Source organism: Photorhabdus aballayi, from assembly GCF_026153155.1.
In the GTDB taxonomy this organism is placed as follows: domain Bacteria; phylum Pseudomonadota; class Gammaproteobacteria; order Enterobacterales; family Enterobacteriaceae; genus Photorhabdus; species Photorhabdus luminescens.
In genome coordinates, this window is the sequence record NZ_JAPFCD010000009.1 from 30,820 (window position 1) to 43,198 (window position 12,379).

Genomic DNA, 12,379 nt, shown 5'->3' on the forward strand with positions numbered 1-12,379 from the left:
GTTATTGTGTGCCATTAAACCACAATGCTATTACAGTGTGGATAAAAAACTGCTCAAACCTGTTACCGGTTATCGGTCTTCTGCTTCATCACCGTACGACGATGACGCCAGATTTCAATCACCCCGGGCAGGATTGAGATAAAGATGATAGCGACAATCAACAGTTTCAAATTCTGTTGTACCATTGGCATATCACCGAATATATAACCAGAATAGGTGAATAACAGCACCCAAACTAGTGCGCCAATCACGTTATAAGCAGCAAAATGACGATAAGACATTTTCCCCATGCCTGCAACAAATGGTGCGAATGTTCTGATAATCGGCACAAATCGCGCCAAAATAATTGCCTTCCCACCATGTTTTTCATAAAACTCATGTGTTTTATCTAAATAACTGCGGCGGAAAATTTTTGAATTTGGATTCGTAAATAACCTTTCACCAAAGATGCGACCAATAGCATAGTTCACTGCATCACCAATAACAGCCGCAATGATCATCAATACCACCATGAGATGTACATTCAGATCATTTGAGCCCAAAGCTGCTAAAGCGCCAGCAACAAATAACAGCGAATCTCCCGGTAGAAACGGAGTAATTACTAATCCTGTTTCACAAAATAAAATCAGAAACAGAATGCCATACACCCAATTACCATATTGTGCGACCAATTCGGCTAAATGAATATCAATATGGAGAATAAAATCAATAATAAATTTAGCGAAATCAACAAAATGAGTCAGAAATTCCATAATATTCCCCGCTATGCTAGGACATCCGTGTCGGCAATTAAAAATGTTAAATCAGATCATCTGCCAAAAACAGAGGTCCCATAGCAGCGCCAGGTAAATCAAATTGCTCTGGATAATCAACAGCAACCAGATACAACCCTGCCGCTTTTGCCGTCGCAGCGGCTTTCGTCCGATCTTTTAAAGCAAGCAATTGGGCCATCCAATTAATATCCTGATTCCCACAACCAATTTCCATCAGGCTACCAGCAATATTACGCACCATATGATGTACAAAAGCATTAGCTTTAATATCTATGACAACGTAATGCCCATAACGGTTGACATTAATATGCATCATATTACGCCAAGGTGTTTTAGATTGGCATTGAACTGCGCGGAAAGAGGTAAAATCATTTTCCCCTAACAAACATTGCGCTGCTTGATGCATCCGCTGTTCATCCAATGGATAGTGAAAATGAGTCACGCCATTAGCCAGCACTGCCGGACGATAACGATGATTAAAAATAATGTAACGGTATCGCCGGGCAGTTGCACTAAAACGGGCATGGAAACTCTCATCCACGGTTTTCACCCAACGAACAGCAATATCCGGCGGTAAGTGTACGTTCACGCCCATTGTCCATGCGGCATCCTTGCGCTGAGCAGACGTTGCAAAATGCACAACTTGCCCTGTTGCATGTACGCCAGCATCGGTTCGACCAGCACAAAATACCGATATGGGTTCATCAGCGACTTTTGATAATGCTTCCTCAAGGCATCCTTGAACACTTTTCACTTCTTGCTGACGTTGCCAGCCATAATATCGGCTGCCATCGTACTCAATTCCCAAGGCAATTTTCATTTTTGAACCCGGCACAGATTCTGTTTGTTCTGTACCGAACATCAGTAAAATTGCTCCTGAATCAATTTTTCCGCTGTCTCAACCGCCATTAACGCCCCACCAAACCGGATGTTATCGGCCACAGACCAGAATTGTAATACTTCCGGCATACCATAATCATGGCGCAGACAACCAATACTCAGCGCATCATTACCCGATGCTTCTGTCACTGGAGTCGGATAATCGCTTTCGTCTGCAACGTTAATATCAACCATCCGCTCTAATTCTTCTCGAGCTTCTTCCACCCCAACCGGACGCAATGTTTCCAAATGGACTACCTGAGCATTACCGTAAAAAACGGAAGACTGAACGCAACTCACTGAAATGGGTAGTCCCTCATCCTGCAAAATTTTGCGTATTTGATCCACAAGACGGCGCTCTTCATGCACAGAACCTTCAACATCTGTTGGCAACGGCAAAAGATTAAATGCCAGTTGCTTACTGAAACGCCCCGGCTCCGGTGGGATGCCGTTAAGTAAACGAGCGCTCTGCCCCGCTAATTCATCAACTGCCTCTTTGCCGTGAACAGAAACAGAGAACAGATTAGTCAAATGCAAACGTGCCATTCCTGCAACATCCACCAGCGGCTTAATGGCTGTCAGTACCTGACTGGTCATACTGTCTGCTAAGGCAATAATATTTCGGTTACGATAATCCGCCAGAGCATGAGGATTCACTCCTGGAACAACCAAAGGTACATCTGGTTCCATAGCAAACAACCCACTGCTATCAATCACCAAGCAACCTTCTTCTGTCGCTTTTTCAACATATTGTGCCGTGGCTTCCAATCCAGCCACGAAAAAAGCGAGTTGTACTTGCGACCAGTCAAAATCAGCCGCATCGCCAACAACAAAATTTTTACCATTAAAACGCAGACTTTCACCGGCACTGCGCTCACTGGCGAGAGGATACAATTCACCAACAGGAAACTGACGCTCTTGTAATAACGCCAATATCGCTTCACCTACTGCCCCTGTCGCACCCAACAGGGCAATATTCCAACCTTCTGACATGTTGGTTTTCTCCATCTATCTTTTTGACATGCAGACATATTTCCGCACGAATTAAATCAGTTCTATACTGAAACCAAGAGCGGCTAGCAACTCAGCGCTCTTTTTGTTATCACAACATACCGTCAGAGATGACCATTCTCGGCGTTCTAAATAATTTCTACGCAGATAATCAAATTGCCCTTTTTGACCGGCGACTTGCCGTAATGGGGTATCATCGCGGCGCACATCATACACTAAATGCATCAACCGCTTCAGTGTGCTTTGAGTCACATTCCCATGCAGGGTAACCCGGCTGAAATCCGGTTCCGGCAATAGATCAGATAGAGCCACTGTATGGGGTTGACCGAGGAATTCACAGTAAGCTTCAAATACCTGTGTGGTACCACGCGCTTTGCCTTCGAGGGTATAACCCGCGATATGCGGTGTACCAATATCAACTAATTCCAGTAATGGCAGGGATAAATCAGGCTCCGGCTCCCAGACATCCAGAACAACACGAAGTTTCTTGCCGCGTTTCAACTCGGTAAGCAATGCTTGATTATCAACAACTTCACCGCGGCTGGCATTAATCAATATGCGATTATCCGGCAAAGCCGACAATAATTCAGCATCCACTAAATGGTGTGTTTTATATGGGCCCGATTTATTCAATGGCGTGTGGAATGTCAGAATATCCGCCTCTTTGACTAATTTTTCCAGTGGCCAAAATTCTCCGGCATCTCCTCTGGCAGCTCTTGGTGGATCACATAAGAGTGTCCGCACACCAAGAGTAGCTAACCGTTGCGCCAGTCTACTGCCGACATTACCGACACCGACGATTCCGACCACTTTATCCTTAAGCTCAAAATTATCACGTTCAGCCAACAACATTAACGCTGAGAAAACATATTCAACCACAGCAATGGCATTACATCCCGGCGCCGCTGAAAACCCGATTCCTGCCCGCGATAACCACGACTGATCCACATGGTCCATCCCCGCCGTTGCCGTACCGATAAATTTTACCGCGCTGCCTTTCAGCAATTCTTCATTAACTTTAGTTACTGAACGAACCATAAAGGCATCAGCATGATCCAATACACCTTCCGGTACCGGACGCCCCGGAATAGCTTGCACATCCCCCAATTGCTGAAATAGTTGATCAGCATAAGGCATATTTTCATCAACCAGAATCTTCACTTAATCCATCCTGTGGCATTAAAACAGACGCAGCGAACTATTCTGCCATTTAATCATAACAAAACCCATAATAATGGCTTCTTTTGTTATTAACTTTTCCTGAAACGCTCCGGTGTCGTACCTGCCAATTGCTGGAACATAGCGATAAACGCAGAAGATGAGCTATAACCCACATCAAAAGCAACTTCATTAACGGATTTTCCCTGCTCCAGCAAAGAGATAGCATGTAAAAACCGTAACCGCTGCCGCCACTCACTAAATGACATTCCCAATTCTTGCTGGCAACGCCGTGACAAAGTACGCTCCGAGGTATAACGCTGTTTTGCCCATTGCGCTAATGGCGTATTATCCGCCGGATTACTCTCAAGTTCCTGTAATATCGGCGACAAAAGTTTATCTTTAGATGAAGGCAAATAGGTATGCTGGACAGAGGATTGAATTAGCTGATCAATTAACACTTGAGCTAACCGTAAATCCTGTTCTGTTTCTGGTATTCTCAATTTACGTTCAAAACAGTCAGTCATAATCGCATTGAATATGGAGCTAAGCCGGATAATACAAGGAGTATTCGGCAATAATTTCCCCCATTCAGGAGAAATATCTATTGCCCTGAATCTCATTGCTTTTCTACTATACCCCGAATGCTCTATTCCTTCCGGTATCCAGACACAGAATTGCGGTGGAGCTAAGAAATGTTGTCCTCCAGCATTCATTGCCATGACACCACAAACAACATAAATAAGTTGCCCGAATGGATGGGTATGACGTAAACACTCGGTATTCGCACTGAATAACTCGCTACGGAAAGAGATACTGGTCGGAATATCCTTGGCTTCTACAGGAACATAAAGTTTTTCTGTCATATTGTCTCAATTGCCTTATCCATTGGCTGATTATCGTTATATATAATAAAACAGACACCATTAGACTAAACACTCATTTTTATCTCAATGTGACTTATCTATATGAATATGATTTTCCCATTTCTGGCGGTCTTGATTTGGTCAATTAATGCCGTGGTGAGCAAAGCCTCCGCTACAGCTATCGATCCGGCCGCAATTTCTTTTTATCGCTGGTTCCTAGCCTTTCTCACATTAACACCCTTTGTTGTGCTATCTGTCATTCGCCAATGGAAAACAATCTGTCAATATTGGTGGAAATTATTAATTCTTGGCGCACTTGGTATGGTGCTTTATCAAAGCCTGGCCTATTACGCTGCACACAGTATCAGTGCAACATTTATGGGAATTCTTAGCTCACTGATTCCTCTTTTGACTGTTGTCATCAGTATATTTGTTTTACGTGTTGCCCCCACTGTCGGTATTGCTCTCGGTACCATTTTATCTCTGTCTGGTTTAGTCTGGTTGGTCAGCGCCGGTGAGCCCATATCATTATTGCAACACGGTTTAGGCCGCGGTGAATTGATGATGTTGATTGCTTCCATCTCCTACGCACTCTATGGCGTGTTAACCAAACACTGGTCTATTCCATTACCCAACTGGCAATCCCTGTATGTACAGATTGCTTTTGGCGTCCTGCTATTACTGCCGAATTTCCTGTTGACCAAAGATGTTCAATTGAATGCCAATAATATCTCGTTAGTCTTATTCGCTGGTATTCCAGCCTCGATCATTGCTCCCTATTTATGGATACAGGGTGTCATAAAACTTGGCGCTAATACTGCTGCCATATTTATGAATTTGACACCGATATTTACAGCGATTATCGCTATTCTGGTTCTGCATGAAAAAATACACAGTTACCATCTGATCGGCGGCAGCATAACACTGCTAGGAGTCATACTGGCACAACAATTACGTATTCCTCTTTTTAGCCATAAAACAGAAAAATCTCAGGAAATTAATCATCAGAAAGCCTGAAAGGAATTCTCACTAATAAGCCGCCCAGTGTTTCACTGGGCAGTAATTGGAGATGAGTACCATGATAAATACCGATATCTTTCACCAGAGCTAATCCCAGCCCTGCCCCTTCATGCCCCGCAGCATTATCAAGACGATTAAAAGCCATCAGCGACAAATTGACTTCTTCTTTAGCAATCCCCGGCCCGCTGTCATCCACTTCCAGATAACAATATGTCTTACAAGGACTGAGAACCACTCTAGCCGTGACAATCCCGCCTTCCGGCGTATATTTAATAGCATTGTCCAATAAGTTTGCGCACATTTCTGTCAGTAATACCGGTTCCCCCTTAATCCATTGAGCATTTTCGCCTTCATAACCCAAATCAATATTCTTACTTTCAGCCTGTTGCAAACGGGAAAAGCACGCTTGTTGCAACAATTCGACTAAATTGACTGGCCTATAATCCCTAACCGCCTCCTTTTCATGCGCTTTCAAACGAGAAAGTTGTAATAAACGATCTGTCAGAGAGATAGTATTATCCAATGTACTATCAATGGCCTGTAAGCTTTCTTTCCATTGCGCGGGATCTTCGCTGGCAAGCGCTACCGCTACTTGAGTTTTTAATACCGTTAATGGTGTTCTGAGTTGATGAGAAGCATCCGCACTGAATCTCTCCTGCCGGCTCACCATCAATTTCAGTCGCTCTATATAACGATTAAATGCATATAATAATAGGGAAAGTTCTGACCAAGGCAATATATCCGGCAGCGGAGTGAGATCATTAGCGGGACGACGGGCCATGACGCCAGAAAGTTTATGTAGTGGTTTAAGTAACTGTTTCAACAGAAAATAAGCCAGAATCAGAGTCAACCCAACCACTGTTCCTTGGCTCATCAAAGATGATATTAATAATTGTTGCGCAAGATAATGACGGGAAGCCACTGTTTCAGCAACCAGTATCAACGCCATTCCCATCATACCCCCTTCATTGATTGGCTGATAAAGGGCAGCAACCCTAATAGGATGGCCATGATATTCAGCATCATAAAAATAAACCAAAGCGGTGTATAAATTGGAGCGAAGCGTATCTTTAGGTATCAAAGGCAAATCATCATAACCGGAAATTATTTCCCCTTCAGGAGATAACACCTGATAAAACAACCGATCATTCATATTTCGCTCAAAACTATCCAGAACCACATAAGGTACATCGACAATTAATTGGTTATCCTTAACGGTCAGTCGTTCCGCCACAGTTCGAGCAGATGCCAATAAAGTACGGTCATAAGCCAACGTCGCCGCATTCTCTGCACTGAAATAATGGGTGCAGACCGATAAACAACCCAACAAAAATAACGGAACGCCAAAAAACAAGAGTAACTGATGAAACAATGAGTTCGGTACTCTAAACCATGTCATCTTTCTGGCACTCCAGACGGTAACCTAATCCCCGTAATGTACTGATCCCCACATTACTACCTGACAATTTTTTTCGAATCCGGTGTATATAAAGTTCAATACTTTGTGGGTTTGCTTCATCTAACAATGCAAATACCTGTTCAAATAACTGTTGTTTAGAAACAGGCCTCCCTCGACGATGGAACAATGTTGTCAAAACCGAAAGTTCCCTTGGCGTCAAAGCCAATGGCTCATCGTCCAAAACAAAGTAACCATCATCCTGATAAACCAGAGAGCCGAATGTCAGCGTCTCCTGTAGCACATTTGCACTACGCCGAAGTAATGCCCGGATACGTGCTTCCAATTCCTGTAAATCAAAAGGTTTCGTCAGATAATCATCAGCACCAGAATTAAGCCCTTTTACTCGATCGGAAACATCAGCTTTCGCCGTTAATAATAATACTGGCAAATTTTGTCCACGTTTCCGCAAACGAACCAACAATGAAAGGCCATCTAGCCTCGGCAAAGAAACATCCAAAATCAGCAATGCATAGTTTTCTGTCTGCAATAATTGATCAGCGACGATACCATCACTCGCAACATCTACAGCAAACCCCGCACTACTCAGTGCTTTTTGCAACCAGTGCAATAATTCAGGGTGGTCCTCCACCAAAAGTAAGCGCATATTTTAAATATCTAACCGATTCATATAAATATAATTACAAACATAACTATATTTTCAGTTTATATCACCACACCTATTTTCCTGAAAAATAGTCAGACACTGACTCAATTCCATTTTCATGCCAAAATACCATGCTATAAATAACAGGATATTCTGTCATACTGAATCAAGTAATAGATTTCTATTACTGCTTCCATTTACTCAGATATTGCCATGAGTACCGGGGTAAAATCAAAACGTTCATCCAATGCAGATGCCACCGAGACATTAGACAAAGTGAGTTTTATTTCACTTCCTACTTTTAAACTAAAACTCGATATCACCATCGGCTCTTTCTCATTAAGAAATGCGGATAAGCCCGTCATTTTTAAAACCTTATCCGTATCATTCTTAATATTAATTGAGATTTTGGTCTTTGATGCCATTGAACTATCCATCTGGTTAATTTTCTTCTTCATCTCTTTTGGTATGCTTATCGCCAGGATATCTGCGCCATTACCGTAAAGATGAATACCCTTAGTAGAACCAGTCACACTTGAATTCCCCACACTCACAGGAATTTTAAAGTGAGCAAATGAATCCATACTTTTTCTAAAACATTCCACGTATTCCGCATCGGCAAAAATAGCCGGTACTTTTTCCTGAGCGTCTAACAAAGATTTTGATGACTGTCTGGAATCTTTATAATCACCACAAGCACTGACTTCAACCAACAAATCAGATGCCACTATTTTAACTTGTTCAGATAACAGTTGGTTAACCGACACCGAGGTGCTGAGTTCTGTTTTACATCCTGCTAAAGCAAGAGCCATGACACTACAAAGAATCAATTTTCTCATCATTTCCTCAATATTGGATTTCCTCAAGATAAAGTCTGATTATATTCAATAATTCTCTGTTTAATCTAACACATTGCATAAATAAATAATTACCATTTGCATGATACCTTCCTAACCGAATGTAAAGTTATAGCGAGTAAAACAGAGCAACATCAAAACTACGAGAAACTTACAACAAACCAAAACAAAAAAGAAAGCCTGTAGCTATTTGTTAACTCATTAATGCGAAACACTACGCAAATTTAAGCGATTAAAATCACATATCAACAACTTTTCTTGTTAATGAAAGGTAAATGAAAGGTTTTGTTATTACTAATTGAATCAACCAGGGCCATTTGTAATGGTTGTATCTTACACAGGTATTGATGAGAGCAAGCAAAATGAAAACTATAACAATCAAGATGTTAGCGGCAACTGCTTTACTATTTGTTGGCACAAGCAGTGTTTTTGCCGCCAGTGCGCCTAACAGAACGGAATGTATTGCCCCTGCAAAACCAGGCGGCGGGTTTGACCTGACCTGCAAGCTGATCCAAGTTTCATTACTGGATACGAAAGAGATCAGCAAGCCCATGCGTGTCACCTTTATGCCCGGTGGCGTCGGCGCTGTCGCTTACAATGCTATCGTCGCACAACGACCTGCTGAAGCGGGAACCATTGTCGCCTTCTCCGGCGGCTCTCTACTCAATTTGTCTCAGGGAAAATTTGGCCGCTATAACGTTAATGATGTGCGCTGGCTGGCAAGTGTTGGTACTGATTATGGAATGATCGCTGTCCGTGCCGATTCACCTTACCACACCCTGAACGATTTGATGAACGCTTTCAAGGATAATCCTAACAGCATTGTATTTGGCGCTGGCGCTTCTATTGGTAGTCAGGACTGGATGAAAACCGCACTACTGGCAAAAGAGGTCGGTATTGATCCTCACAAGATGCGTTATGTCGCTTTTGAGGGTGGTGGTGAACCTGTCACCGCTCTGCTAGGTAATCATATTCAGGCGGTTTCTGGTGATCTGAGCGAGATGGTACCTTACCTGAATGGAGACAAAATCCGGGTTTTGGCTGTTTATGCAGATAAACGACTAGATGGTGATTTAGCCAATATTCCTACTGCCAAAGAGCAAGGTTATGACCTGGTATGGCCGATTATCCGCGGATTTTATATGGGACCAAAAGTTTCTGACGAAGAGTATCAATGGTGGGTTGATACTTTCAATAAACTACAGCAAACAGATGCTTTTAAAAAACAACGGGATATCCGTGGGTTGTTCGAATTCAACATGACCGGCAAAGAATTGGACAGCTATGTGAAAAAACAGGTTGAACAATATCGTGAACAAGCTAGAGCTTTTGGCTTAGCCAAATAATAGAGTCATCATTATGAGCGATCGTATCTTTGCTACTATCTGGTTAGTGCTCTGTGCCATTGGGATGGTTATTGGTTGGGGCATTCAGAGTGAATACACTTATGAACCTCTGGGACCCAGACCTTTCCCAATGATCATTCTATCTCTGATGGCACTCTGTGCCTTACTACTACTTTTCAAAAAACCAGAACAAAGCAATTGGCCTAGCGCCCCTGTTATCCGCCGCCTAATGTTGTTGATTCTCTCTTTAGTTATCTATGGTTGGTCATTTGAGTGGCTTGGTTTTCCTCTGGCTACAACGCTGCTGACATTTAGTGTCGCACTGTTGTTTAACGCAACACTGCCTGCGGCAATCATTTCCGGGGTGTTCCTTGGCGTCACGTTCTATTTCGCCTTTGACCGCTTACTTGACGTAACCCTGCCTCTTGGTAGCTGGCTCAACTAACGGAGAATTTATGGAAACCTGGATGTATCTCAGTCAAGGTTTTGAAGTTGCAATGGTGCCGCAAAACCTGATTATTGCTTTAATTGGCTGCTTTGTCGGTACCATTGTTGGACTATTACCGGGGCTTGGGCCGATCAATGGCGTCGCGATTCTGCTGCCGCTGGCTTTCGCTTTAAAACTGCCTGCTGAATCTGCCCTGATCTTATTAGCAACCGTTTATATCGGTTGTGAGTATGGCGGGCGTATATCATCGATTCTACTGAATGTTCCCGGTGATGCCGCTGCCATTATGACCGCCCTGGATGGTTATCCAATGGCTAAACAAGGCCGTGCGGGCGTAGCGCTGTCTATTTCCGCGGTGAGCTCTTTCTGTGGTTCTTTACTGGCAATTTTCGGCATTATTCTATTTGCACCATTACTGGCGCAGTGGTCACTGGCTTTCGGCCCTGCTGAATATTTCGCACTTATGGTTTTTGCTATTGCTTGTCTGGGTAGCATGATGAGCCAGAATCCGCTGAAATCACTATTAGCAGCATTAATCGGATTAGGTCTGGCAACTGTCGGAGTAGACGCCAACACCGGGGTTTACCGTTTTACTTTCGACAATGTTCATCTGTCAGATGGTATTCAATTTATTGTTGTAGTAATAGGTCTGTTTTCTGTTAGCGAAATTCTGCTGATGTTAGAAAGCACCTCAACCGGCCAAACAATTATCCGCAAAACAGGCCGTTTGCTGTTTAATCGCAAGGAAGCGGCTGAATGCGCTATACCAACGCTTAGATCATCCCTTATCGGTTTCTTTGTCGGTATTTTGCCTGGCGCAGGAGCGACAATTGCCAGCGCAATTACCTATATGACCGAGAAGAAACTCAGTGGGAATAGTGACTCATTTGGTAAAGGCGATATTCGCGGCGTAGCAGCGCCAGAAGCGGCTAATAATGCTTCGGCCTGTGGCTCCTTTATTCCAATGCTAACATTAGGCGTGCCAGGTTCAGGTACCACTGCCGTTATGATGGGAGCATTAACGCTCTATAACATTACGCCAGGGCCAGGAATGTTTACTGAACAGCCGGATATCGTTTGGGGGTTAATTGCGGCTTTATTAATTGCCAATATTATCTTGCTGATTATGAATATCCCAATGATAGGCCTGTTTACACGGATGCTTACTATTCCGCTCTGGTTCCTTGTTCCCGCTATTGCCGCCGTTTCAGCGGTTGGCGTATATGCAATACACAGTACGACATTTGATCTTCTGTTAATGGTAGGGTTGGGCGTTTTCGGCTACATTCTGAGAAAAATGAATTTCCCAATGTCGCCATTAATCCTCGGTTTCGTACTGGGAGAAATGCTGGAACAAAATTTACGTCGCGCACTTTCTATCAGTAATGGAGAATTTAGCATTCTATGGAGTAGCACAATTACTCAGAGTTTATTGATACTGGCAGCATTGGTTCTGATTATTCCACCAATATTACGAATTATCCGTAAGCGCCGTATTCAACAAATGGCTACTGAAAACAAAGCGTAATAAGCAAAAGCCCATAATATTACAAAATCATAATTATCATAAAAATATTATGGGCTTTTCTACCACAATAAGAATATATTTCTGTATTCACATTATATTTCATACAAAATCAGAATTTAGCAAAATAGATTTGAATTTACTCTTATATATCCTATGTATTTCAAGATGCATCGCGACGGCAAGGGAGCGAATCCCCGGGAGCATAGCAAACTATGTGACCGGGGTGAGTGAGTGCAGCCAACAAAGAGGCAACTTGAAAGATGACGGGTATAAACGGATAATACAACACGCCAAGTTTACTGCGACATTAATAGTAAGAGTTACCTTTCGGTAAAGTACTATCTATAATCAAATACTATCTTTACCAAATCGTTGATTCAACACTCAAGACTACTGTTAAATAATTATTAAATGATGTTAAGTGTTCAAT

The 12,379-nt window shown here is 42.8% G+C and carries 12 protein-coding genes; 4 read left to right on the forward strand and 8 right to left on the reverse strand.

What is annotated here, in order from left to right; all coding sequences use genetic code 11:
* Positions 1-62: 62 nt before the first annotated feature.
* From OO184_RS07070 to OO184_RS07090, 5 genes are all read right to left on the reverse strand, one after another.
* Entirely contained in the window at positions 63-752 is a 690-nt protein-coding gene (locus OO184_RS07070) for a DedA family protein (RefSeq protein WP_265378569.1), read from the reverse strand.
* A 46-nt stretch (positions 753-798) separates the two neighbouring features.
* Positions 799-1,593, reverse strand: a complete 795-nt coding sequence (gene truA, locus OO184_RS07075) for a tRNA pseudouridine(38-40) synthase TruA (RefSeq protein WP_265378625.1) — start codon at positions 1,591-1,593, stop codon at positions 799-801.
* Positions 1,594-1,634: 41 nt separating this feature from the next.
* Positions 1,635-2,645: an aspartate-semialdehyde dehydrogenase gene (locus OO184_RS07080; protein ID WP_265378570.1), complete on the reverse strand. Its 1,011-nt coding sequence runs from the start codon at positions 2,643-2,645 to the stop codon at positions 1,635-1,637.
* 51 nt (positions 2,646-2,696) lie between these two features.
* The gene (pdxB, locus tag OO184_RS07085; RefSeq protein WP_132345660.1) at positions 2,697-3,824 is read right to left on the reverse strand and encodes a 4-phosphoerythronate dehydrogenase PdxB; all 1,128 of its coding nucleotides are present in this window, start codon (positions 3,822-3,824) and stop codon (positions 2,697-2,699) included.
* An 89-nt stretch (positions 3,825-3,913) separates the two neighbouring features.
* Complete coding sequence (locus tag OO184_RS07090) at positions 3,914-4,687, reverse strand: AraC family transcriptional regulator (RefSeq protein WP_265378571.1); 774 nt, start codon at positions 4,685-4,687, stop codon at positions 3,914-3,916.
* Positions 4,688-4,789: 102 nt separating this feature from the next.
* On the opposite strand from OO184_RS07090, the gene OO184_RS07095 reads away from it, so the two are divergent.
* Positions 4,790-5,704: a DMT family transporter gene (locus tag OO184_RS07095; protein WP_265378572.1), complete on the forward strand. Its 915-nt coding sequence runs from the start codon at positions 4,790-4,792 to the stop codon at positions 5,702-5,704.
* Here OO184_RS07095 and OO184_RS07100 read toward each other — a convergent pair.
* From OO184_RS07100 to OO184_RS07110, 3 genes are all read right to left on the reverse strand, one after another.
* Positions 5,685-7,106 (reverse strand): sensor histidine kinase, encoded by a 1,422-nt coding sequence (locus tag OO184_RS07100; protein WP_265378573.1) that lies wholly within the window; start codon positions 7,104-7,106, stop codon positions 5,685-5,687. The two genes, OO184_RS07095 and OO184_RS07100, sit on opposite strands and share 20 nt — an antisense overlap.
* Complete coding sequence (gene tctD / locus OO184_RS07105) at positions 7,093-7,770, reverse strand: transcriptional regulator TctD (protein ID WP_265378574.1); 678 nt, start codon at positions 7,768-7,770, stop codon at positions 7,093-7,095. The genes OO184_RS07100 and tctD overlap by 14 nt, the downstream gene beginning before the upstream one ends.
* A 197-nt stretch (positions 7,771-7,967) precedes the next feature.
* On the reverse strand, positions 7,968-8,612 hold the full coding sequence (locus tag OO184_RS07110; RefSeq protein WP_265378575.1) for a DUF7424 family protein: 645 nt from the start codon (positions 8,610-8,612) through the stop codon (positions 7,968-7,970).
* A 398-nt stretch (positions 8,613-9,010) separates the two neighbouring features.
* On the opposite strand from OO184_RS07110, the gene OO184_RS07115 reads away from it, so the two are divergent.
* From OO184_RS07115 to OO184_RS07125, 3 genes are read left to right on the forward strand one after another with little or no spacing between them, the layout of a single operon-like run.
* A complete protein-coding gene (locus OO184_RS07115) occupies positions 9,011-9,973 on the forward strand; it encodes a Bug family tripartite tricarboxylate transporter substrate binding protein (RefSeq protein WP_376712542.1) in 963 nt (320 codons plus the stop codon).
* A 13-nt stretch (positions 9,974-9,986) separates the two neighbouring features.
* Positions 9,987-10,418 (forward strand): tripartite tricarboxylate transporter TctB family protein, encoded by a 432-nt coding sequence (locus OO184_RS07120; protein WP_132345653.1) that lies wholly within the window; start codon positions 9,987-9,989, stop codon positions 10,416-10,418.
* 10 nt (positions 10,419-10,428) lie between these two features.
* A complete protein-coding gene (locus OO184_RS07125) occupies positions 10,429-11,949 on the forward strand; it encodes a tripartite tricarboxylate transporter permease (protein WP_265378577.1) in 1,521 nt (506 codons plus the stop codon).
* The last annotated feature ends 430 nt before the right edge of the window (positions 11,950-12,379 follow it).